This window comes from Marinovum sedimenti (genome assembly GCF_054052205.1).
In genome coordinates, this window is sequence record NZ_CM133223.1 from 221,837 (window position 1) to 243,944 (window position 22,108).

General features: G+C 61.5%; 20 protein-coding genes. 11 read left to right on the top strand and 9 right to left on the bottom strand.

Annotated features, from left to right (window positions below):
- Window positions 1-80: 80 nt before the first annotated feature.
- From ACW9UO_RS01085 to ACW9UO_RS01095, 3 genes are all read right to left on the bottom strand, one after another.
- Entirely contained in the window at window positions 81-791 is a 711-nt protein-coding gene (locus ACW9UO_RS01085; RefSeq protein ID WP_457087184.1) for a hypothetical protein, read from the bottom strand.
- A gap of 28 nt (window positions 792-819) precedes the next feature.
- Window positions 820-2,112 (bottom strand): serine--tRNA ligase, encoded by a 1,293-nt coding sequence (gene serS, locus ACW9UO_RS01090; protein ID WP_457087185.1) that lies wholly within the window; start codon window positions 2,110-2,112, stop codon window positions 820-822.
- A gap of 75 nt (window positions 2,113-2,187) precedes the next feature.
- A complete protein-coding gene (locus tag ACW9UO_RS01095) occupies window positions 2,188-3,951 on the bottom strand; it encodes a pentapeptide repeat-containing protein (RefSeq protein ID WP_457087186.1) in 1,764 nt (587 codons plus the stop codon).
- 189 nt (window positions 3,952-4,140) lie between these two features.
- On the opposite strand from ACW9UO_RS01095, the gene yajC reads away from it, so the two are divergent.
- From yajC to ccmD, 9 genes are all read left to right on the top strand, one after another.
- Window positions 4,141-4,431, top strand: coding sequence for a preprotein translocase subunit YajC (yajC, locus tag ACW9UO_RS01100; RefSeq protein WP_457087187.1), 291 nt, complete (start codon window positions 4,141-4,143; stop codon window positions 4,429-4,431).
- A 33-nt stretch (window positions 4,432-4,464) separates the two neighbouring features.
- On the top strand, window positions 4,465-6,126 hold the full coding sequence (gene secD, locus ACW9UO_RS01105; protein WP_457087188.1) for a protein translocase subunit SecD: 1,662 nt from the start codon (window positions 4,465-4,467) through the stop codon (window positions 6,124-6,126).
- 4 nt (window positions 6,127-6,130) lie between these two features.
- The gene (secF, locus tag ACW9UO_RS01110) at window positions 6,131-7,102 is read left to right on the top strand and encodes a protein translocase subunit SecF (RefSeq protein WP_457087189.1); all 972 of its coding nucleotides are present in this window, start codon (window positions 6,131-6,133) and stop codon (window positions 7,100-7,102) included.
- Between the two features lie 2 nt (window positions 7,103-7,104).
- Complete coding sequence (locus tag ACW9UO_RS01115) at window positions 7,105-7,863, top strand: TSUP family transporter (protein WP_457087190.1); 759 nt, start codon at window positions 7,105-7,107, stop codon at window positions 7,861-7,863.
- Window positions 7,864-8,061: 198 nt separating this feature from the next.
- Window positions 8,062-8,427, top strand: a complete 366-nt coding sequence (locus tag ACW9UO_RS01120) for an Mth938-like domain-containing protein (RefSeq protein WP_457087191.1) — start codon at window positions 8,062-8,064, stop codon at window positions 8,425-8,427.
- 54 nt (window positions 8,428-8,481) lie between these two features.
- Window positions 8,482-9,096 (top strand): heme ABC exporter ATP-binding protein CcmA, encoded by a 615-nt coding sequence (ccmA, locus tag ACW9UO_RS01125; protein WP_457087192.1) that lies wholly within the window; start codon window positions 8,482-8,484, stop codon window positions 9,094-9,096.
- Window positions 9,093-9,749, top strand: a complete 657-nt coding sequence (gene ccmB / locus ACW9UO_RS01130) for a heme exporter protein CcmB (RefSeq protein WP_457087193.1) — start codon at window positions 9,093-9,095, stop codon at window positions 9,747-9,749. The genes ccmA and ccmB overlap by 4 nt, the downstream gene beginning before the upstream one ends.
- Window positions 9,750-9,817: 68 nt before the next feature.
- On the top strand, window positions 9,818-10,549 hold the full coding sequence (locus ACW9UO_RS01135; protein ID WP_457087194.1) for a heme ABC transporter permease: 732 nt from the start codon (window positions 9,818-9,820) through the stop codon (window positions 10,547-10,549).
- The gene (ccmD, locus tag ACW9UO_RS01140; RefSeq protein WP_457087195.1) at window positions 10,546-10,710 is read left to right on the top strand and encodes a heme exporter protein CcmD; all 165 of its coding nucleotides are present in this window, start codon (window positions 10,546-10,548) and stop codon (window positions 10,708-10,710) included. The genes ACW9UO_RS01135 and ccmD overlap by 4 nt, the downstream gene beginning before the upstream one ends.
- A gap of 364 nt (window positions 10,711-11,074) precedes the next feature.
- Here ccmD and acnA read toward each other — a convergent pair whose 3' ends face one another.
- On the bottom strand, window positions 11,075-13,846 hold the full coding sequence (acnA, locus tag ACW9UO_RS01145; protein WP_457087196.1) for an aconitate hydratase AcnA: 2,772 nt from the start codon (window positions 13,844-13,846) through the stop codon (window positions 11,075-11,077).
- A gap of 223 nt (window positions 13,847-14,069) precedes the next feature.
- Here acnA and ACW9UO_RS01150 point away from each other — a divergent pair, with 223 nt between their 5' ends.
- Window positions 14,070-14,780: a DUF1223 domain-containing protein gene (locus ACW9UO_RS01150; protein WP_457087197.1), complete on the top strand. Its 711-nt coding sequence runs from the start codon at window positions 14,070-14,072 to the stop codon at window positions 14,778-14,780.
- A 31-nt stretch (window positions 14,781-14,811) separates the two neighbouring features.
- Here ACW9UO_RS01150 and ACW9UO_RS01155 read toward each other — a convergent pair whose 3' ends face one another.
- From ACW9UO_RS01155 to purB, 3 genes are all read right to left on the bottom strand, one after another.
- Window positions 14,812-15,714, bottom strand: coding sequence for a DMT family transporter (locus ACW9UO_RS01155; RefSeq protein ID WP_457087198.1), 903 nt, complete (start codon window positions 15,712-15,714; stop codon window positions 14,812-14,814).
- 189 nt (window positions 15,715-15,903) lie between these two features.
- Window positions 15,904-16,056, bottom strand: coding sequence for a hypothetical protein (locus ACW9UO_RS01160; RefSeq protein WP_457087199.1), 153 nt, complete (start codon window positions 16,054-16,056; stop codon window positions 15,904-15,906).
- Window positions 16,057-16,212: 156 nt separating this feature from the next.
- On the bottom strand, window positions 16,213-17,520 hold the full coding sequence (gene purB / locus ACW9UO_RS01165; protein ID WP_457087200.1) for an adenylosuccinate lyase: 1,308 nt from the start codon (window positions 17,518-17,520) through the stop codon (window positions 16,213-16,215).
- Window positions 17,521-17,707: 187 nt separating this feature from the next.
- On the opposite strand from purB, the gene ACW9UO_RS01170 reads away from it, so the two are divergent.
- The gene (locus ACW9UO_RS01170) at window positions 17,708-18,862 is read left to right on the top strand and encodes a sugar-transfer associated ATP-grasp domain-containing protein (RefSeq protein ID WP_457087201.1); all 1,155 of its coding nucleotides are present in this window, start codon (window positions 17,708-17,710) and stop codon (window positions 18,860-18,862) included.
- Window positions 18,863-19,077: 215 nt separating this feature from the next.
- Here the strand turns inward: ACW9UO_RS01170 and ACW9UO_RS01175 are convergent, their stop codons facing one another.
- Window positions 19,078-20,292, bottom strand: a complete 1,215-nt coding sequence (locus ACW9UO_RS01175) for a bifunctional alpha/beta hydrolase/OsmC family protein (protein WP_457087202.1) — start codon at window positions 20,290-20,292, stop codon at window positions 19,078-19,080.
- Between the two features lie 600 nt (window positions 20,293-20,892).
- Window positions 20,893-22,038, bottom strand: coding sequence for a tRNA 2-thiouridine(34) synthase MnmA (gene mnmA, locus ACW9UO_RS01180; protein WP_457087203.1), 1,146 nt, complete (start codon window positions 22,036-22,038; stop codon window positions 20,893-20,895).
- Window positions 22,039-22,108 lie beyond the last annotated feature (70 nt).

Here is a 22,108-nt window from a genome sequence, read left to right on the forward strand (position 1 = left end):
CTTCGCCCCCAGACCCCCAATCCCAGATTTTGATATGATGGTGCGTCGATGCTTAGGTGTCGCGCGAAAGAGTGTTGCGCTTAGTGTGTTGCGCGGAGGTTCCGCACCGCCACCAGGGCAAGCAGCGCCGCACCGGCCAGCGACAACCCGAGCGCCGACAGCGCTCCATTGGGGACATTCGCAACGGCCACGCCGATCAACGCCCAGATCACGGCAATCGGATAGCTCGGCACATCGGGGCGGTGGCGCATGATCCGGTAGGCCACCATCAGCGCCAGCGTGAGACCGGCCCAGGCCGCGATCTTCTCATCCGTCACGCCAAACCCCGCGAGCAAAAGCGCAAGCGATACGCAAGACGCGCCTGTCAGCCACCCCGCGTAAAGCCCGATTGGCCAGTGCCCGAACCAACCGTCCTGCCGGGGCGCGCGCAGCAGCGCCAGCAGCGCCGCGGCCCACATCACCCAGATCCAGACCGTCGCCCAGAACGCGCTTTGCTGTGCAACAGCCAGCCACGGCGCGCCCGCCAACAGCGAGAGCAGCAAGGGCAGGCGCACCGGCTCCCACGCGGGATCATCTGCGCGTTTGAGCATTTGGAACCCGGTGCCAATGATCATCCAGATGTAAATCACGCCCCATATCGCAAAGGCGTACCCGGCGGGTTGGGCCGGGGGATCGATCTGTGGCACCGGGAATTGGTCCGGGTCAAACCCGTTGAATCCGGGCGTGGCGAAAGGAGCCAGCGCAAAAGCGATGGCCGCAACGAACAGGAGAATGGCGAGAGCGCGTGTCATAATCACGCAACCTAACGCTGTTTTCAGATTAGACCAGAGTGCCCGTGACGGAAAGTGTCGTTTTTCCGCGCAGATAGGGGTGCAGTGCTTCGGGAAGCACCACCGAGCCATCCGATTGCTGCCCATTCTCCAGCACCGCGATCAAAGCGCGCCCTACGGCAAGCCCCGACCCGTTGAGCGTGTGCAGGAATTCGGGCTTGCCGCCGCCTTCGGGCTTCATCCGGGCGTTCATGCGCCGCGCCTGGAAATCACCGCAGACCGACACCGACGAAATCTCGCGGTAGGTGTTCTGACCGGGCAGCCACACCTCGATGTCATGGGTGCGGCGCGCGCTAAAGCCCATGTCGCCGGTGCACAGCACCACGGTGCGATAGGGCAGGCCCAGCCGCTCCAGAATGCCCTGCGCGCACTCGGTCATCCGGTCCATCTCGGCGCGGCTTTGGTCGGGATGCGTGACCGACACCATCTCGACCTTTTCAAACTGGTGCTGGCGCAGCATGCCGGCGGTGTCGCGGCCCGCGCTGCCGGCCTCGGAGCGGAAGCACTGCGAATGCGCGACATAGCGGCGGGGCAGATAGCTTTCGGCCACCGTCATCCCGTGCACGATATTGGTCAGCGTCACCTCGGAGGTCGGCACCAGCCACCAGCCATTGGTGGTCTGATAGCTGTCTTCGCCAAACTTGGGCAGCTGCCCGGTGCCCAGCATCATTTCCTCTTTAACAAGCACCGGCGTCCAGGTCTCGGTCAGCCCGTTTTCCTCGACATGGGTGTCGACCATGAACTGCGCCAGCGCACGGTGAATGCGCGCCACGCCGCCCGAGAGCACCACAAAGCGCGAGCCCGAGAGTTTGGCGGCGGTTTCAAAGTCCATGCCGTCCTTGACGCCCGCCAGATCGTAATGCTCTTTGGGTGCGAAATCAAAGGCGCGCGGGGTGCCCCAGCGGCGGACTTCGACGTTGTCATCCTCGTCCGCGCCGTCGGGCGTGTCGTCAAACGGCACGTTGGGGATCGACATCAGCGCATCGGTGAGCGCCTGATCCAGCTCTTTGGCTTTGGCCTGCATCTCCGAGACTTCGGCCTTCTTTTCGCCCACCAGCGCGCGGAGCCGTTCAAACTCGGCCTCGTCGCCTTTGGCTTTGGCGGCACCGACCTCTTTGGCGGCGGCTTTCTGATCGGCCTGCGCGGTTTCGGCGGCATGGATCGCGGCGCGGCGGGCCTCGTCGATTTCGAGCAGAGACGACGACGCGTTCTCTAGTCCACGGCGGGCCATGGCCGCATCGAAGGCGGCGGGATTGTCGCGGATGGCGCGGATGTCGTGCATCTCTATCGTCCTCTGATCTGGGTTTGAGTCGCGCGGGGGTTATGCAACATGTTGGCCGGGTTGGGTAGGGTGGTTTCAGGTGTCGTCGGGTGGTGCGGGCAGGGTGGCTCGCCAAGCGCGCCAAGCTTTGTAAAAGGCATCGTACTCAAGTTCCTCCTGCGGCCAATGCGCAGGCCACTGGCCATCTGGCAAGGTCACGGTGCCATCCCCAAACATGTGATCGGCGTGTTCTGCCAATTGTGGTAGATTGGCAAAATTAACATCCCTGGCCGCCGCGCCTCGAAGAGTAGCGGCGCTCAGGGATGTTGAACTTTCAAACCGCGCCCAACTGAGGTCCGCCCCCTGCAACCGTGCCGCGATGAGGCCAGCCCCCTGCAACCGCGTGGCCCTAAGGTCCGCCCCCTGCAACCGCGCCTCCCCGAGGTGCGCCCCCTGCAACCGCGCCGCCCCGAGGTGCGCCCCCTGCAACCGCGCCTCCCCGAGGTTCGCCCCCTGCAACCGCGCCTCCCCGAGGCCCGCCCCTTGCAACCGCGCCCCCCCGAGGTGCGCCCCCTGCAACTGCGCCCCCCCGAGGTGCGCCCCCTGCAACTGCGCCCCCCCGAGGTGCGCCCCCTGTAACCGCGCCGCCCCGAGGAACGCCCCCTGCAACCGCGCCTCCCCGAAGTTCGCCCCCTGCAACTGCGCCGCCCCGAGGATCGCCCCCTGCAACCGCGCCGCCATGAGGTTCGCCCCCTGCAACCGCGCCGCCCTGAGGTTCGCCCCCTGCAACCGCGCCGCCCTGAGGTTCGCCCCCTGCAACCACGCCGCCATGAGGTCCGCCCCCTGCAAGTGTGAGCCGTCAAAGCGTGCACCGCGTAGGTCGTGTTCGGCGAGGTCCGCACCACGCAGATTTGCGCCGCGCAGGTCGAGACGATAGCCACGGTATGAACCGAGAATATCTTTCCAGCGATTCAGCGCGGCTTTATAGGTCTCCAGCGCTTCGGGCTCATGGCCGTCGTCTGGCAGGGCGAATTCGGGGCAGGGTAGGTCAAAGACAAAGCCATCCGTCGCGCCATTTGCTTTAGCCTCCAGTCCCAGTTGATGCGCGCTGCGCCGACCGATGACGTTTAACGCCACCTGAATGTCTTCGCGGATCGTCAGGTTTTGCCTAGCAGCGGCCTGCTTTTCGCGGAACGTCTTCAGCCGCTCCTCCCAATCCTTCTCAAGCGGGCCGTCGTCTTCACTGTCCTTCACCTCCAGTTCCGGCCAAGGCTCGGCTTCGGAGGCAGGCGCATTCTGGCGGATATAGACGCAGAGGATTTCCATGATCTGCACATGGTCGCGGTCGCTGTCCTTTGAGATCCGCTCCAATGCATAAATCGCGCCGATGCGGACTTCGAGGTTTGGCAGGGTGACTTCTTCCATCATGGGCTGTGAGTAGTCCGGCGTGTCGTCGACATTCACATAAGCAGGCTTTCCACTTTTACGCCGCCGCTGCCGTTTCTGGATTTTCTCGGCTCCTAAACCTTGCACCGCGGTGTTGATCCGGTCGGTAATGTGGCCTTGCTCGGTCACATCCACCTGTTTTTGCGCCACCACAGAGCGCCAGACCAGAAACGGGATGCCGATGATTGCGGCAAGGAACAGGCCAATGTTGCGCACGGCTTCGTGACTGTCCGGGCCTGCATGAGGGCCGACGCCGATGACCGCCCCCATGACAAGGAACAGCGCGGTGAGACAGAATGCCGCCAAAACCAGCGCCACAAGCATGAGAATGGCACCAATCAGGCCACCCAAGGGTTTGGATTTGGTGAAATCGGGCAGTTTGCGATAGCCCAGCCAATCGATCCATTTGTCCATCTCGGCACCTGTCTGACGCTCTCTCGCATCACCCTAGGCAAGCCTGCGTGGCATTCCCAGACCGAATGTCGCCCGCGCGGTGTGGATTAGCCGTGGCGCGGCTTGCAAACCGACGTGGCCGCGCATAGGTTCCGGCAAAATTCGCGGGGGCTTTCTTCGCGGCAGACACATCTTGAAAGGACGCCCTAAATGGACAGTAGTGCAATCGCGCAGTTCGTTCCGCTGATCCTGATCTTCGCGATCATGTATTTCCTTCTGATCCGCCCACAGCAGAAGAAGATGAAACAGCACACCAATATGGTCAATGCGCTGCGCCGGGGCGATCAAGTCGTCACCCAAGGCGGGCTGATCGGCAAGGTGACCAAGGTCAAAGAAGGCGACAACGAGATCGAAGTCGAGATCGCCGAAGGCGTCAAAGTGCGCGTCGTTCAGGCGACCATCGCACAGGTGCTCAACAAGACCGAGCCCGCCAAGGCCTGATCGCCGTCCCATATTCTGACCGAGGAGCGGCGGATGCTGCAGATCGATCTCTGGAAAAGAGTGTTCATTTGGGCGCTCTGTGCGGTGGGGCTGTTTCTTGCCCTGCCGAACGCGTTTTACACCCGGGTCGAGGTGTCGAATGACGCCGTGACCGCGATTGAGGTGCAGGGCGAAACCACCGAGTTGGCCGAACAGGCGGCGGGGTGGCCTTCGTTCCTGTCGTCGTCGCTGGTCAATCTGGGCCTCGATCTGCGGGGTGGTGCGCATTTGCTGGCCGAAGTGAAGGTCGCGGATGTGTATGAAAGCCGGATCAAGTCGTTGTGGCCGGAGGTGCGCGATGTGTTGCGGCCCTTGCGCAGCGATGTTGGCACGGTGCGGCGGCAGAACTCGCAAGGTGATGAGCTGCACGTCAAGATCGGCAATCCCGACGGGATGGAGGCCGCTTTGGCCGCCGTGCGTGCGCTTGCACAGCCGGTTGTGTCGCTGACTGCCGCGGGCGAGCAAGACCTTGCCGTGCGCGGTGAAAACGACGTGCTGATTGTCACGCTGTCGGATGCTGAAAAGCTGGCCACCGATGAGCGGACCGTGCAGCAATCGCTTGAAATCATTCGCCGCCGGATTGATGAAGTTGGCACCCGCGAACCGACGATCCAACGTCAGGGCAGCGACCGGATCCTGATTCAGGTGCCCGGCCTCGGCTCGGCGCAGGAACTCAAAGACATCATCGGCACCACTGCCCAGCTGACGTTTCAGCCGGTTGTGGGCCGTTCGGGCGATGGCACTGCGTCGCCCGGTATCGGTCAGGAAATCCTGCCGTCGCTCGACGAGGCAGGGGTGTTTTACATCCTTGAGGAAAACCCGGTTGTTACGGGTGAAGAGCTGACCGACGCGCAGCCTGCGTTTGATCAAAACGGGCGGCCTGCGGTCAACTTCCGGTTCAACCCGTCGGGCGCGCGCAAATTTGGCGATTACACCGCCGAGAATATCGGCAACCCCTTTGCCATCGTGCTTGACGCCGAGGTGATTTCCGCTCCGGTGATCCAGAGCCACATTCCGGGTGGGTCCGGCATCATCACCGGCAACTTCTCGGTCGAAGAATCGACCAATCTGGCGGTGCTCTTGCGTGCCGGTGCCTTGCCTGCGGGGCTTGAGTTCCTCGAAGAGCGGACCATCGGCCCGGAACTGGGCGCCGACAGCATCGACGCGGGCAAGATCGCGACGATTGTGGCCTTTGGCGCGGTGCTGGTCTTTATGGCGCTGAGCTATGGCCTGTTCGGTATCTTCGCCAACATCGCGCTGATCCTCAACATTGCGCTGCTGTTTGGCCTGCTGAGCCTGATCGGGGCGACGCTGACCCTACCGGGGATTGCCGGGATTGTGCTGACGGTCGGTATGGCGGTTGATGCCAACGTGCTTATTTTCGAGCGTATCCGCGAAGAGCTGCGCACCGCGCGCGGGCCGGCACGGGCGATCGAACTGGGCTATGAAAAGGCGCTGTCGGCGATCATCGATGCCAATATCACCACCTTCATTACGGCTGTGATCCTGTTTGTCATGGGCTCCGGCCCGGTGCGTGGTTTTGCGATCACGCTGGGCTTGGGCATTCTCACATCGGTGTTCACCGCGATCTTTGTGACGCGGCTGATCATTGTGATGTGGTTTGAACGCCGCCGTCCCAAAACCATCGAGGTATAAGCCCATGCGTCTTAAACTTGTTCCGCAAGAGACCAACTGGGATTTCTTCTCCCGGCCCAAACTGTGGCTGGGGATCTCGGTTGTGATGATCGTTCTAGCGCTGGTGTCGTTTGGGCTTCGTGGCTTGAACTATGGCATCGACTTTCGGGGCGGCACCACAATCCGCACCGAAAGCGCGCAGCCAGTGGATGTGGGGGCCTACCGTGATGCGCTGACGGCGCTCGATCTGGGCGATATCACCATTTCCGAGGTTTTCGACCCGACGTTCGACGACGATCAGAACGTGGCAATGGTGCGTATTCAGGCGCAGGACGGCGAAGAATCCGTTTCGGCGCAAGTGGTGGCCGATGTTGAGGCGGCGCTGCAATCGGTGACGCCGGACATCAAGTTCATCTCGGTGGAATCGGTTGGCCCCAAGGTTTCGGGCGAATTGATCCAGACGGCGGCGCTGGCGGTCATTCTGGCGATTGCGGCGGTGTTGATCTATATCTGGCTGCGGTTTGAGTGGCAGTTCGCGCTCGGCGCGGTGATTGCGCTGGTGCATGACGTGGTCCTGACCATCGGGGTGTTCTCCGAGCTTCAGATCAAGTTCGATCTGGCGATTATCGCGGCGCTGCTGACCATCGTTGGCTATTCGCTGAACGATACCGTGGTGGTGTTTGACCGGGTGCGCGAAAACCTGATGAAGTTCAAGAAACGGCCGCTGCGCGAGGTGCTGAACCTCTCGATCAACGAGACGCTGAGCCGGACCTTTATGACCTCTGTCACCACGCTTTTGGCGCTGATTGCGCTGTTTGTGCTGGGTGGCGATGTGATCCGGGGCTTTGTGTTTGCGATGATCTGGGGCGTGATTGTCGGGACGTATTCGTCGATCTTCGTGGCCTCGACCGTGTTGCTGATGCTGGGCGTCAAGCGCGACTGGACCAAGACCAACAACGACACGACCGGCAATCAGTTCGGTAATGTTGATGCCTGATCATGTTGGCGCCTGACTGGCTGGCCCCGGTGCTTTTGGTGCCGGGGCTGGGCTGGATGGTGCTGACCATCACCGTCGCGGGCATTGTGCGCGGCTTTACCGGCTTTGGCACCGCTTTGATCTTTGTGCCTGTGGCGGGGCAATTCCTGCCTGCCGCCGATGTCATCCTTATCATCACCATGACCGGTATCGGATCGACCGCCGCGCTATTACCGCGCGCATGGAAGGATGCGGACAGGGCGGAAGTCGGGCTGATGGCGCTCTGTGCCATGCTGACCGCGCCGCTGGGGGTGCAGGCGTTGCAATTGCTGCCGGACGGCACCATCCGCTGGTCGGTGACGGCGATTGCCGGGGGCACTTTGCTGGCGTTGATCACCGGGTGGCGCTATCGCGGCGAAGTCGGGCGGTTGGGCCTGGGCGTGATCGGACTGGCGGCGGGGTTTCTGGGTGGATTGACCGGACTGACCGGGCCGGTGGTGATCCTGTTCTATCTCGCCGGGGTCAAGGCCGCGCGGGTAGTGCGGGCCAATACGATTTTGTATCTGGCGCTGCTGGATGTGGTGATCTTTGCCAATCTGTTTGTCGCCGGTGTGTCGAACCCTGCGATGATCACGGTGGCTTTGGTCTTGGTGGTGCCTTACGTGGCCACGTCATTGATCGGCCAGCGGCTGTTTGATCCGAAGTATGAGCGGCTGTATCGCTGGGTGGCTTATGGGGTGATTGCGGTCGCCGTTGTGGCGGGCGCGCCGGTGTTGGACTGACCCGGTGATTTCGTCACGCCTGCGCGTGCCGACAGGTTGGGGGGCCAGCCCCCCAAACCCCCCGCGGTATTTTAGAACAGAAGAAGGACTAGGGCAGTTCGTTGTCACAGGTGGGGCCGATCAGTTTGAGAGGGAATTTGCCGATCTTGTGGTACTTCCGCGTTTCTTTTGGTGGGCAATCGGGGTATTCCTCGGGGCATGCGAATGAACGAAATATCATATAGTGACGCGGAGCCGATTGATGGCTATGGCCCCGGATTTTTCCGCGTTGGCGGCAAGGTGCATCAGGGCCATGTGATCACCGCCCATTCGGGCACACGTGCTTGGGGTGGGATGGACGACGTTGCGCCCTTGCTCGCAATGGCGGGTGAGGTTGATGTGCTGTTTGTCGGCACGGGCGGTGAGATTGCGCATATTCCTGCCACGTTGCGCTCTGCGCTTGAGGAGGCGGGGCTGGGGGTTGAGACGATGTCTTCGCCTGCAGCCTGCCGCACGTACAATGTGCTGTTGTCCGAGGGGCGCCGGGTGGCGCTGGCGGCGCTGGTGGTGGAGGCGTCAGAGTGACGCTGGCCGCGCAATCCGCTTGCTGCGCCTGACACCATTGGCAATCGTTGCGTCATGACAGTGCAGGCTGACAATGTAACCGTGACCCGTGGCGGAATCCCCGTGCTTGAAGGGGTGAGCTTTGTGCTGCCCCCCGGGCATGCCTTGGTGTTGCGCGGGCCCAATGGCATTGGCAAGACCACGCTGTTGCGCACGGTGGCGGGGCTGCAAGCGCCGTGGCGCGGCACGCTGACCGGGGCCGAGGACCGGGTGGCCTATGCGGCGCATGCCGACGGGTTGAAGGCGACGTTGAGCGTGGCAGAAAACCTGACATTCTGGGCGCAGGTCTTTGGCGAGAGCGATATTGCACCGGCGTTGCAGGCGTATCGGTTGGACAGCCTCGCCACCCGCGGGGCCGGGCAGCTTTCGGCCGGACAGAAACGCCGGTTGGGACTGGCGCGGTTGATGGTGACGGGGCGGCCAATCTGGATCTTGGACGAGCCGACGGTGTCGCTGGACCGCGAGGCGGTGGCGATGTTTGCCGATGCTGTTCGCGAGCATCTGGGGCAGGGCGGCATGGCGCTGATTGCCACCCATATCGAACTGGGATTGGACGGCGATGCGCTGGATGTCAGCCAGTATCGGGCGCGTCCGCGCGAGAGTGACGATTTCGACGAGGTGTTCCTGTGATCGCGCTGCTCAGACGCGACCTTGTGCTTGGCATTCGCGCCGGGGGTGGCTTTGGCCTTGGGCTGGCGTTTTTCCTGATCGTGGTGACGCTTGTGCCGTTTGGCGTGGGGCCGCAGTCGGACCTGCTGGGGCGGATTGCGCCCGGTATCCTGTGGCTTGGCGCTTTGCTCGCCTGCCTGTTGTCGCTTGACCGTATTCTGGCGCTGGATTGGGAGGACGGGTCGCTTGACCTGCTCGCCACCGCGCCTTTGCCGATGGAAAGCATCGTTTCGGTCAAGGCTTTGGCGCATTGGCTCACCACCGGCCTGCCGCTGGTGCTGGCCGCGCCGGTGTTTGGCGTGTTGCTCAATCTGGCCGGTCCGGGCTTTCTTTGGCTGACGGTCTCGCTTGCGATTGGCACCCCGGCGTTGTCGGTGATTGGCACCTTTGGCGCGGCGCTGACCGTGGGGTTGAAGCGCGGCGGCTTGCTGTTGTCGCTGCTGGTGCTGCCGCTGTACGTGCCGACGCTGATCTTTGGCGCCGAGGTGGCGCGGCGCGGGGCGGACGGCCTGGAGGTGCAGACGCCGCTGATGATGCTGGCGGGGATCTCGCTGGGCGTGATCGCGCTTTTGCCGTTTGCCAGCGCCGCAGTGCTGCGGGTGAACCTACGGTAACGTCGGGTTTACCCTCTTCGACCAAAATCGCGCTGGCAACGCGTCACATTCACGAATAGGTATCTGTTATGGCCAGTCTCTGGGAATATGCGAACCCTAAGAAGTTCATCGACACCTCGGACAAGGTGATCCCCGCACTGTGGGTCCTGTCTTTGGGGTCGCTGGCTGTTGGCTTGATCTGGGGGTTCTTTTTCACGCCGGACGATTACCGCCAAGGGTCCACCGTCAAGATTTTCTACCTGCATGTGCCCGCCGCTTTGATGGCGATCAACGCGTGGTTCATGATGCTGGTAGCCTCATTGATCTGGATCATCCGACGCCACCATGTCAGCGCTTTGGCGGCACGCGCCGCAGCGCCGGTGGGCATGGTGATGACGCTGATCGCGCTGATGACCGGGGCGATCTGGGGCCAGCCGATGTGGGGCACCTGGTGGGCCTGGGATCCGCGGCTGACCTCGTTCCTGATCCTGTTTCTGTTCTATCTCGGCTATATTGCGCTGTGGTCGGCGATTGAAAACGACGACACCGCCGCCGATCTGACCTCGGTGCTTTGCCTTGTCGGGTCGGTCTTTGCGGTGCTCTCGCGCTATGCGGTGAACTTCTGGAATCAGGGGCTGCACCAAGGCGCGTCGCTCTCGCTTGATGCCGAGGAAAACGTCGCCGATATTTTCTGGTATCCGGCTTTGGTGGCGATGGCGGGGTTTGTGCTGTTGTTTCTGGTCTTGGTGCTGATCCGCACGCAAACTGAAATTCGCGCCCGTCGGATGCGGGCGCTCTTGGCGCGGGAGCGGATGCAATGATTCCCGAATTGGGCAAATATGCCGTTCCGGTGCTGTCGGCCTATGGCGTCAGTTTTGCAGCTTTGGGCCTGATCATCTGGGCCAGCCTGCGCCGGGCGCGAAAAACACGCGCCCAGCTGGAAGATGTTGAAAACCGCCGGAAATCTCAGCGGTCGCAATAAGCTCCGGGTTGGTTGACTGGGCAATTTGCCTTTTGGGCATCTGTCCCCTGTGCGCCGACGACTGCGAGCAACAGCAGGATCGCGGCCTGTACCGTTACAAGAATCATTCTCATCCGTTTGTCCTTTGTCTGCCTCATGGACCCATCTCTACGTGGGCTGATCGTCAATAAACGGGGAATAACCGCGCTGTCGCCTCACGAAAACGCGATGCGCGGAAGGCCGCACATTTTTGGCCCTTTTTGCGCCTTGGGACAGGGCAGGCCAGAGCCCTTCGCATAAATTTGCCGCGCAAAGAAAAACGGCCCGAGGCTTGCGCTTCGGGCCGTTCAAGATTGGCAGGCCGGGCCTTAACCCGGCGCAGCCGTTAGGATTTGGCGAGGTTGCGCAGCACGTAATGCAGCACGCCGCCGTTTTCGATGTATTCAATCTCAACCGCGGTATCGATCCGGCACTTGAGAGTGATCTCTTTCACCGAGCCATCCGCCATCGTGATTTCGCAGGGCACTTCGGCCAGCGGCTTGATGGTGTCCAGACCCTTGATCGAAACCGTTTCCTCGCCGGTCAGACCAAGCGATTTGCGGGTGTCACCGCCGGTGAATTCGAATGGGATCACGCCCATGCCAACGAGGTTGGAGCGGTGGATACGCTCAAAGCTCTCGGCCACAACCGCTTTCACACCCAGCAGCGCCGTACCTTTGGCCGCCCAGTCACGCGAAGAGCCCGCGCCGTACTGCTCGCCACCAAAGATCACCAGCGGAGTGCCGGCTTCCTGATGCGCCATGGCCGCCTCAAAGATCGAGGTCTGTGCGCCATCGGGGCCTTTGGTATAGCCGCCTTCAACGCCGTCGAGCATCTCGTTCTTGATGCGGATGTTGGCAAAGGTGCCGCGCATCATGACTTCGTGGTTGCCGCGACGCGAGCCGTAGGAGTTGAACTCGCGCACAGGCACCTGACGTTCGATCAGGTACTGACCGGCGGGCGTGGTCTCTTTGAACGAACCAGCAGGCGAGATGTGGTCCGTGGTGATCATGTCACCAAGCAGAGCCAGCACTTTCGCGCCTTCGATGTTCTCGATTTCCTTGGTGTCCATCGTGATGCCCTGGAAGTAAGGCGGGTTCTGGACATAGGTCGAGGCAGCGGGCCAGTCATAGGTCTTTTCGTCGGTGGTTTCGACGCCCTGCCATTTTTCGTCGCCTTTAAAGACGTCGGCATATTTCGACAGGAAGGCTTCGCGTGTCACGGTTTCGCCCACCAGATCAGCGACTTCCTTGGTGGAGGGCCAGATGTCTTTGAGATAGACGTCATTGCCGTCCTGATCCTGACCCAGCACTTCGGTGGTGATGTCGACGTTCATGTCGCCCACCAGCGAATAGGCCACAACCAGCGGCGGCGAAGCGAGGTAGTTGGCGCGCACGTCGGGCGAAATACGGCCTTCGAAGTTGCGGTTGCCCGACAGGATCGAGGTCGCCACCAGATCGTAATCGTTGATCGCCTTCGAGATCGGCGCTTCCAGCGGGCCGGAGTTGCCGATGCAGGTGGTGCAGCCATAGCCAACAAGGTTGAAGCCGATGGCGTCGAGGTCTTCTTGCAGACCGGCAGCTTCGAGGTAGTGCGACACCACCTGCGAGCCCGGTGCCAGCGAGGTTTTCACCCAAGGCTTGCGGGTCAGACCCTTTTCGCGCGCTTTGCGTGCCACAAGGCCCGCGCCGATCATCACGTAGGGGTTCGAGGTGTTGGTGCAGGAGGTGATCGAGGCGATCACAATCGAGCCGTCGTGCAGCTGGTGTGCTGCGTCTTCGGTCTTGTACCACCCTTTGTTGTGGTGGCCTTCGTCACCGGGAATGACGCGAGGCTCGGGCGCGCCGCCTTCACCTTCCCAACGGACTTCTTCCTTGGGTGCGGCATCTTTGGCGGAACGCACGCCCTTGATGTACTTGGAGAATTCCGCCGATGCGGAATCAAGCGCGATGTAATCCTGCGGACGTTTCGGGCCGGAGATCGCGGGCACGATGGTGCCCATGTCCAGCGCGAGCGTGTCGGTGTAGACCGGATCATAGTTCTCGTCGCGCCACATGCCGTTGGCCTTGGCATATTCTTCGACCAGCGCGATGCGGTCTTTGTCGCGGCCGGTGTTTTCCAGATAGCGGATGGTTTCGCCATCGATCGGGAAGAAGCCACAGGTCGCGCCGTATTCCGGTGCCATGTTGGCAATGGTCGCACGGTCGGCCAGCGGCAGTTTGTCGAGACCTTCGCCATAGAATTCGACGAACTTGCCAACAACGCCCTTGGCGCGCAGCATTTCGACGACTTTCAGCACGAGGTCGGTGCCGGTTGTGCCTTCCATCATCGCGCCAGTCAGCTTGAAGCCGATGACTTCGGGGATCAGCATCGAGATCGGTTGGCCGAGCATCGCGGCTTCGGCTTCGATCCCGCCAACGCCCCAGCCCAGAACCGCCGCGCCGTTCACCATGGTGGTGTGGCTGTCGGTGCCGACGAGCGTGTCGGGATAAGCGACTTCATCACCGTTCTGGTCCACATCGGTCCAGACGGTCTGCGACAGGTACTCAAGGTTCACTTGGTGGCAGATGCCGGTGCCGGGCGGCACAACGCGGAAGTTGTTAAACGCGGATTGGCCCCATTTCAGGAAGGTATAGCGCTCCATGTTGCGCTCATACTCGCGGTCGACGTTCATCTGGAACGCGCGCGGGTTGCCGAATTCGTCGATCATCACCGAGTGGTCGATCACGAGGTCGACCGGGTTCAGCGGGTTGATCTTTTCAGGGTCGCCGCCCAGCGCAACGATACCGTCACGCATGGCCGCAAGGTCAACAACGGCAGGAACGCCGGTGAAATCCTGCATCAGCACGCGCGCCGGGCGATACGCCAGCTCGCGGTCGCCTTTGCCGCCGTTCTTGGCCCAATCGCCAAAGGATTTGATGTCGTCGGTGGTGACGGTCTTGCCATCCTCAAACCGCAGCATGTTCTCCAGCACCACTTTCAGTGCCGCAGGCAAACGGGAGAAATCGCCAAGTCCGGCCTCTTGCGCGGCAGGAATGGAGTAATACGACAGGCTCTTGCCGCCCGCCGTGATCGACTTGCGGGTCTTGGAGGTATCCTGACCAACTGTAATGGGCATGAAATGGCTCCCTTTCGATGTTGCCAAGGGTTTCGCTAACGCAGCAATAGCCCCGGTTGGGGTATGCAATCAAGGGGGGTGTGACGTTTTGTATGCAATAGTATGCAGAAAAGCGGACCCAAGTCACAGTCGGGTGCTGTTTCACTCACAATCGCAAAACCTTGATTGGTTATTACAGCCATCGCCAGATAGTTAATAGAGTGCGACGACATGGGGAATTTTTATGCGATTTAACACCGTCCTAAGCGCGCTGGCCCTCGGGTTGGCGGGGGCCTTGCCAATGACAGCGGCCGACGCAGAGGACGGCGGCGCGCCGATTGTGGTGGAATTGTTCACCTCGCAGGGCTGTTCCTCTTGTCCGCCCGCCGATGAGCTTTTGCACAAACTTGCGGCACGTGATGATGTTTTGGCCTTGGCGCTGCACGTCGATTACTGGGATTACATCGGCTGGAAAGACAGCTTTGCCTTGCCCGGCCACACCAAGCGGCAAAAGGGCTATGCCAAGGTGGCGGGGCGGCGGATGATTTACACGCCGCAGATGATCATCAACGGCACCGATCATGTGGTGGGCAATCACCCGATGGATGTGGCCGAGATTATCGCCCAGCACGAGGCCCGGTCTCGCGTGGTGGCGATTGCTGTCGAGGTGGTTGAGGGCAAAGCGATGATGACGGTGCGTGCCACGGGCACGGTGCCTGGCGAGATGCGCATCATGCTGGTCGATTACGATCCCAGCGCGACGGTTGAAATCACCCGGGGCGAGAACGCCGGACTGACCGTCAGCTATGCCAATATCGTGCAAAGCTGGCAGGAGCTTGGCCGTTGGGATGGACGCGAAGATTATCGTGCCGAACTGCCCGAAGTAAGCTCGGCGGCGGTGTTTGTGCAGTCTTCGGATCTCGGGCCGATTTTGGCCGCGCACAAGCTGCCCTGATTACCAAGCCTTTGACCATACAACGCTGATCTTACAGCCCTGTTTCCTGCGCCTTCACGCGGGTTTCGCGATACCAGACATAGACCCCGGAGACGACGATAACCGTCGCGCCAATCACGGTGGCCCGGTCGGGGAATTCGGCGAAAATCAGCGCGCCCCAGAGCGTGGCAAACAGCAGCCCGCAATAGGTGAACGGCGCCAGTGTTCCGGCCTCGGTGATCTGTAGCGCGCGGATCAGCAACAACTGACCAGCCGCCGCGACGGCTCCGATGATAAGGATCAGGCCGATGGTCAGCGCATCGCTCGGCATTTCACCCACCACGGGCAGAATCGCAGTCATCACCACCGCGCCAAAGGCGGCGGTATAGAACAGCGAGGTCCAGGCATCCTCATCACGGCCAACAAACCGGGTGATCAGCGTGTAGGCCGAGAAAAACACTGCCGCGCCAAGCGGATAGATCGCGGCGGGGCTGAAAACCTCGGTGCCGGGGCGGATGATGATCAACGCCCCGATCAGCGCCGCGCCAATCCCGAGCGCGCGGCGCAGGCCAATGGCCTCACCCAGAAAGATCGCGCCGCCAAGGGTGATCAGCACCGGGTTGAGATCCATGATCGCAGTGTTTTCCGCCAGTCCGATCCGGCTTAACCCGTTGAAAAAGCAGAAGGTGGCCGAGAACAGGCAGATTGAGCGCAAAAATTGCAGCTTGGGGTAACGCGTTTGCAATGTGCTTTTCAGGCGCGGCAGCACGATCAAAAGCACCACCAGCGTCTGTCCGGCATAGCGCGCCCACAGCGTGGTTGGCACGCCGATCCGCGAGGTCAGTTCCTTGGCCAAGACATCCGTGATCGAGAACAGCAGCATGGTGCAGATCATCAAAAGGATGCCACGGCCAGTGTCAGTTCCGGGCAAGGACGGCGCAAGTTTTCTAAGCATGACAGAAGCCTTACGGCGAAGTCATGGCACTGTCCATCGGTGTTGCATCGCCCGCGCATTTGCACAGGCGGCCAACCCAAAAACTGGGGCGTTCGCTTGCAAGTTGCTCAGGCTGTCAGCTCGCAACCTGCTCAGTCAGTCAGCTCGCCACTTGCGCAGTCTTATTACCTCGCCACTTGCTCAGTCCTATTAGCTCGCCACTTGCTCGACGCAAGCTTCGGTTTCCTGATCCCAAACGCTGCCTTGCGCACAAGACATCGCCTGATGGCCGCCAGAGCAACTGGCAAAACTGACAACAGGAAGCACAGCCAGAAGGGCCGCGCAGAACAGGGTCTTGATCATCGGGTCTCTCCCATCTTTCGGCAGGCTACGCCTGCCACGGGCACAGCATAGCACACAAGGGAGAGTCGCTCCAAATCGCGGGCCAAGGCCGGGCACCGCGCACAAAAAAACCTCCCGCCCGGGAGGGCGGAAGGCTTTGGTTCGCATGACCGTAGATTAGACCTTGCCGAACACGCGGGCAAAGATCGTGTCGACATGTTTGGTGTGATAACCCATGTCGAACTTTTCCTTGATCCCGTCTTCGCCCAGCGCGGCCACCACATCGGCGTCGGCCAAAAGCAGTTCCTGGAAGTCGAGACGTTCTTCCCAGACCTTCAGCGCATTGCGCTGCACCATCGAATAGGCATCCTCGCGCGACACACCGGCTTGCGTGAGCGCCAGAAGCACCCGCTGGCTCATCACCAGACCGGGGTATTTGTTCATGTTGTCGAGCATGTTGTCGGGGAAAATCAGCATTTTCTCGACCACACCCGCCAGACGGTGCAGGGCAAAGTCCAGCGTGATGGTGGAATCCGGGCCAATCGCGCGCTCGACCGACGAATGCGAAATGTCGCGCTCATGCCAAAGCGCCACGTTCTCCATCGCGGGCACCACCGACATGCGCACCAGACGGGCCAGGCCAGTTAGGTTTTCGGTCAGCACCGGGTTCTTTTTGTGCGGCATCGCCGACGAGCCTTTCTGGCCCATCGAGAAGAATTCCGCCCCTTCCAGCACTTCGGTGCGCTGCATGTGACGGATTTCCACCGCGACGTTTTCGATCGACGAGGCGATGACACCGAGCACGGCGAAATACATCGCGTGACGGTCGCGCGGGATGACTTGGGTGCTGATCGGCTCGGGGATCAGGCCGAGTTTCTCGCAGACATGCGCCTCGACCGCCGGGTCGATGTTGGCGAAGGTGCCAACCGCGCCGGAAATCGCACCGGTGGCAATCTCTTCGCGTGCGGCGATCAGGCGGGCTTTGTTGCGGTCCATCTCGGCGTAGAAGCGCGCGAAGGTCAGGCCCATGGTGGTGGGCTCGGCGTGGATACCGTGGCTGCGGCCAACGCGCACGGTGTCTTTGTGTTCCAGCGCGCGGGTCTTCAGCGCGGCCAGCACCCGGTCCATGCCTTTGAGCAGCAGATCGGTGGCGCGCACCAGTTGCACATTGAGGCAGGTGTCGAGCACATCCGACGAGGTCATGCCCTGGTGGACGAACCGCGCCTCATCATTGCCGATGATCTCAGCGAGATGGGTGAGAAAGGCGATGACGTCATGTTTGGTGACGGCTTCGATCTCGTCGATGCGGGCCACATCAAATTCGACATCCTTGGCTTTCCACGCCGCATCGGCGTTCGCCTGCGGGATCACGCCAAGCTTGGCCTGCGCGTCACAGGCATGGGCTTCGATTTCGTACCAGATGCGGAATTTGGTGGCGGGTTCCCAGATGTCGGTCATTTCCGGGCGAGAATAGCGGGGGATCATGGCGGGCCTCTTCGTCTTGCGGGGGTTGCGCGCGGTCATACGCGCATGGGGCAGGGGGAACAAGAGTGCGTGGCGCCGCGGCCCGTTCGGTTGAATTTTCCACAGTTCCACAGGCAGTGGCCCCATTTTCGCCCCATTGTTGCGGGATTGACATCAGTCAAAGGCAAACACCGAAGAGGATGGAGCCATGTCCAACGCAACGCTCACTGCTGGTTTCGAGGCCGGCGCACTGGTGGAACGCGACCAGCAAAGCTATCAGGCCAAGCACGAATACAACAAAACCGAGTTGATCGCGCATGCGGCGAGAGCGGCAGGTCGCGGTGCCTTTGGCATCGGGATCGAGGCGGCGAAGTTGCGCAAGGGGCGTCAGAAGATCGAACTGGATGAATACGTGAAGTTCCGGCTGTACGACCCGGCGGCGCATTCGGAGCAAGAGCGGGGCGAGTTCATCTCGTGGCTGTTGCAGAACCCGATCATCCATGAGGTCAACGATCTGCATTGGTTTGCGGTGACCGAGGACAAATGGCTGTCGTCCAAGCTGCTCGAGGCGGATGGCCTTCCAGTGCCAGACACGCTGGGCGTGATCGACAGCACGGGGCGGGCCTATCACGGAACGCAGCCGTTTGACGGCCCCGAGGCGCTGCGCGCGGCGATTGGCGGCGGGTTAGAGGCACCGCTGTTTGGAAAGAACATGCGCGGGTTGGGCTCGGTTGGGGTGTTCACGATCACGGCGGCCGATTGCGAAGGTCTGGCGCTGCGCGATCACGGCGAGATGTCGTATGATCATTTCTTTGCCAGCATCATTGGGGAACATGCGTTTCTGTTGCAGAAATTTGTCAGCAATTGCGGATTTTTGCGCGACTACACCGACACTACGGCCACGGTGCGGATGGTGAATATGGTCGATGGCGACGGCATCTATGTGCCCGCCGCGGTGCTGAAACTGCCGTCACAGCGCAATCAGGCGGATAACTTCTGGCGCGATGGCAACATGCTGTGCAGCATCGACCCGGAGACCGGCGAAGTGCTGACATTGGTGCAGTCGGAGGGGCCGGAACTGGTGCACATCGAGCGTCCGCCCGAGACCGGCAAAGAGATCATCGGCTCCCGTCTGCCCCATTGGGAAGCGCTGCGCGCGGTGAACGAGAGGGTGGCCCGGCTGCACGCACCGCTGCGGTATCAGAGCACCGATATCGCCTTGACGGATGAGGGTCCTGTGGTGATCGAAGTCAATGCGGGCTCGTCCTTTACGCTGCCACAATACGCCTCCGGCAAGGGGTTCATGACACCCAAGGTCCGGCAGTTGTTTCGCAGTTGGGGCAGCAAGATCGTCTGGGAATAAGGTTTGCGAAAGCATCGCCGTTCCACTGCCCGGGCCCGATCCATCAATGGATCGGTGCCGATCTGTTGACAGATCGGGGGTGCGTCGTCTCAATGCGTCCCCGTGCACGGCGCGCTTCTCCACGGTCAATGAGGCTGCAGCCATCGCAAGGCACGATGCAGGGGCGCCGATCCATCAATGGATCGGAACCGATCTGTTGACAGATCGGCCCGCTCTTAGTCCGCCGCTTCCGTACTAATTTCAGATGTGCGTTCCAGCGTGCGATGCACCGGGCATCTGTCGGCAATCTCCAACAGTCTGGCCCGTTGTTCTCCACTGAGGTCGCCCTCCAGCCGGATCACGCGCTTGAAGTGGTCAGCCTTGGTGTCTGATCCGGTACCAGCATCCTGCGCGTGCACCTTATCGTGGCTGACGTCCACGCTCACATGCGCCAACGGCCAGCCCTTGCGCCGCGCATACATCCGTATGGTCATCGACGTGCAAGCCCCCAGACCGGCGGCCAGAAATCCATACGGCGACATGCCCTGATTGGTGCCGCCATAGGCCTCGGGCTCATCGGCGAGCGCATGGTGAAACGGTCCGCTGCTGACATCCTGAAGGAACCCCGCCGGATCGGCCTCGGCCACGCGCACGATGCCTTCGGGGGCACCGGGCGGTGGCGCGGGTGGCCTGAGATCAAGATAGCGCCCGGCCCAGGCGGAAATCACCTCGGCGGCATATTCGGCGTCTCGCGCGCGCGAAATCAGGTGGTCGGCGTCGTCGAGGGTGACAAAGCTCTTGGGGTGTTTTGCTACCATAAAGATATTGGCCGCATTCTCGATCCCCACGACAGCATCCCGTGGCGCATGCAGCACCAGCAGCGCCCGGCGCAGATCGGCAATCGCCGGGCCAAGGTTCTGTGCCGCCACGTCGCGCACGAAATCGCGGCCGATCTGGATGTCGCGCCCGCCAAGCGAGACCCGCGCCGCGCCGTGCTGTTCAATCTCGTCCAACGCGCCTGCGAAGTTGTGAGTGACATGGCCCGGATCAAAGGGCGCACCCAGAGTGGCCACCGCCTTGACCTGTGGCAACCGCCCCGCCGCCCGCAAAACTGCCGCGCCGCCCAGCGAATGCCCGATCAGCAAGGCCGGTGGCATGCCCCGGTCGGTCAGCGCCGCGCAGGCCGCCACGAGATCCTCGACATTGCTCGAGAACGTGGTGTTGCAAAACTCGCCCTCGGAATGCCCCAGCCCGGTGAAATCAAACCGCAGCACCGCGATGCCCATCGCCGCCAACCGCCCCGAGATGCGCCGCGCGGCGGGAATGTCTTTGGAGCAGGTAAAGCAATGCGCAAACAGGGCCGTGGCAAGGTGCGGCCCGTCGGGCAGGTCCAAACGCGCCGCCAGCAGATCGCCAGAGTGACTTTTGAAAGTGAAACGTTCGGTCGGCATGGTAGTCCTTTCAGTGTGGCCCATTGCCAAGAGTAGGGCGCAGTCGCCCCCCGTTCCATGTTCATGTCAGCGCTGTCACGCGGGTGTGAGCAGTTGCGTTCTGCCGCGAGGCAAAGTGGCGTTGGTTTGCGATAAACCGGACAGTCCGTCCCCGAGGAGACTTGCCCTGATCCTGCGAACAGTCGCGGTCGCGCGCCATCCGAGAAAGGTCCGGATTTCCCGGTGTTTTATACAAATTTGATCTGGTTGATGAAATCGACCCAAGGAACAGTCGACGGTTTGCCCGGCGCGCGCCAAAGCATGACCGCGCGGAATTTTTCTCTTGTAGTGATGTGGCGCGTCGCTGGCGGGGGCAATAATAGCCTGCACTTTGCGCCGGAACAGGCGGGATTGGTGGCCAGCCGGCGGGTTTCAGGCGACGAACCGGTGGGGGCACAAGACTGATTGTCTAAATTGCAGTTTAAATACTCTGCATCTTTGGCTCTGGAACGGTCACTCTCTGGTGCAAAATCCCGCTATCCGAGGGGCTTTAGGCACGCCTCAGCCGCACTGCCCACTGCGCTGCACCGGCGGTTGTGTTGCGGATGGCTGGAGCGGGCTTCAGTAGCCGCGCCAGATCCACCCGCCGCCCAGAACCCGGCTGCCTTCGGATTCGTAAAACACACAGGCTTGCCCCGGCGAAACGCCTTCTTCGGGTGTCAGCAATTCAACCTCGGCTTCGGTCGCAGACAACGGCCGCAGGATCGCCGCACGCGGGGGGCGGGTGGATCGGACCCGCACCAGGATTTCGCGTTCCGCCAGATCGTCAAATCCGCCATCGCCCAGCCAGTTGACCTCGCGGACAGGGATGGTCCGGGTGGTCAGCATTTCTTTAGGCCCAACAATCACTTGCTGGGTTTCTACATCCAGTTTGACCACGTAAAGCGGCTCGCTCAACCCGCCGATACCCAACCCCCGACGCTGGCCGATGGTATAGTGAATCACGCCCTTGTGCTGCCCCAGAATCCGCCCGTCTGCATGCACGATTTCGCCGGGTTCCGCCGACCCCGGACGCAATTTTTCGATAACTTTTGCGTAGTTTCCATCCGGCACAAAGCAGATGTCCTGACTGTCGGGCTTGTCGGCCACGGTCAGCCCATGCTTGGCGGCAAGCTTGCGGGTGTCATCCTTTGAGGGGAGGTGGCCCAGAGGAAAGCGCAGGTAGTTGAGCTGCACTTGCGTGGTGGAAAACAGGAAGTAACTCTGATCCCGGTTGCCGTCCGCCGCGCTGTGCAATTCGGCCCCGTTCGCGCCCATCTTGCGCTGGATATAATGCCCGGTGGCCATGCAATCGGCATCGAGATCGCGTGCAGTTTCGAGCAGATCCTTGAACTTCACCCGCTCATTGCACCGGATGCAGGGCACCGGCGTCGCGCCGCCCAAATAACTCTCAGCAAATTCGTCCATCACCGCGTCACGAAAGACATTTTCGTAATCGAGCACGTAGTGCGGAAAGCCCATTTCCTCGGCCACGCGGCGGGCATCGTGGATGTCACGCCCGGCGCAGCAGGCGCCCTTTTTGGCCAGCGCCGCGCCGTGATCGTAAAGCTGCAGCGTGATCCCGACCACGTCATAGCCTTCGCGCGCCAGTTCGGCCGCCACGACAGAGCTGTCGACGCCGCCCGACATCGCCACGACAACGCGGGTCTGGGCCGGTGATTTGGCAAAGCCCAGCGAATTGAGCGCCTCTGTTGTGACGGTGGTCATGCGAATCCCTTTCTCGAAGTCCGCAAGAATATATGAAAATGCGACATACTCTCAAGGGCGGGCTTCATCC

Coding starts and splice junctions, on each gene's coding strand:
- secF (WP_457087189.1), top strand. CDS start 6,131: ATGCGTCTTAAACTTGTTCCGCAAGAGACCAACTGGGATTTCTTCTCC.
- ACW9UO_RS01175 (WP_457087202.1), bottom strand. CDS start 20,292: ATGCCGACCGAACGTTTCACTTTCAAAAGTCACTCTGGCGATCTGCTG.
- ccmA (WP_457087192.1), top strand. CDS start 8,482: ATGACAGTGCAGGCTGACAATGTAACCGTGACCCGTGGCGGAATCCCC.
- ACW9UO_RS01120 (WP_457087191.1), top strand. CDS start 8,062: ATGCGAATGAACGAAATATCATATAGTGACGCGGAGCCGATTGATGGC.
- ACW9UO_RS01115 (WP_457087190.1), top strand. CDS start 7,105: ATGTTGGCGCCTGACTGGCTGGCCCCGGTGCTTTTGGTGCCGGGGCTG.
- purB (WP_457087200.1), bottom strand. CDS start 17,520: ATGATCCCCCGCTATTCTCGCCCGGAAATGACCGACATCTGGGAACCC.
- ccmD (WP_457087195.1), top strand. CDS start 10,546: ATGATTCCCGAATTGGGCAAATATGCCGTTCCGGTGCTGTCGGCCTAT.
- acnA (WP_457087196.1), bottom strand. CDS start 13,846: ATGCCCATTACAGTTGGTCAGGATACCTCCAAGACCCGCAAGTCGATC.
- ACW9UO_RS01155 (WP_457087198.1), bottom strand. CDS start 15,714: ATGCTTAGAAAACTTGCGCCGTCCTTGCCCGGAACTGACACTGGCCGT.
- ACW9UO_RS01085 (WP_457087184.1), bottom strand. CDS start 791: ATGACACGCGCTCTCGCCATTCTCCTGTTCGTTGCGGCCATCGCTTTT.
- ACW9UO_RS01150 (WP_457087197.1), top strand. CDS start 14,070: ATGCGATTTAACACCGTCCTAAGCGCGCTGGCCCTCGGGTTGGCGGGG.
- secD (WP_457087188.1), top strand. CDS start 4,465: ATGCTGCAGATCGATCTCTGGAAAAGAGTGTTCATTTGGGCGCTCTGT.
- ACW9UO_RS01095 (WP_457087186.1), bottom strand. CDS start 3,951: ATGGACAAATGGATCGATTGGCTGGGCTATCGCAAACTGCCCGATTTC.
- ACW9UO_RS01170 (WP_457087201.1), top strand. CDS start 17,708: ATGTCCAACGCAACGCTCACTGCTGGTTTCGAGGCCGGCGCACTGGTG.
- yajC (WP_457087187.1), top strand. CDS start 4,141: ATGGACAGTAGTGCAATCGCGCAGTTCGTTCCGCTGATCCTGATCTTC.
- ACW9UO_RS01160 (WP_457087199.1), bottom strand. CDS start 16,056: ATGATCAAGACCCTGTTCTGCGCGGCCCTTCTGGCTGTGCTTCCTGTT.
- mnmA (WP_457087203.1), bottom strand. CDS start 22,038: ATGACCACCGTCACAACAGAGGCGCTCAATTCGCTGGGCTTTGCCAAA.
- serS (WP_457087185.1), bottom strand. CDS start 2,112: ATGCACGACATCCGCGCCATCCGCGACAATCCCGCCGCCTTCGATGCG.
- ACW9UO_RS01135 (WP_457087194.1), top strand. CDS start 9,818: ATGGCCAGTCTCTGGGAATATGCGAACCCTAAGAAGTTCATCGACACC.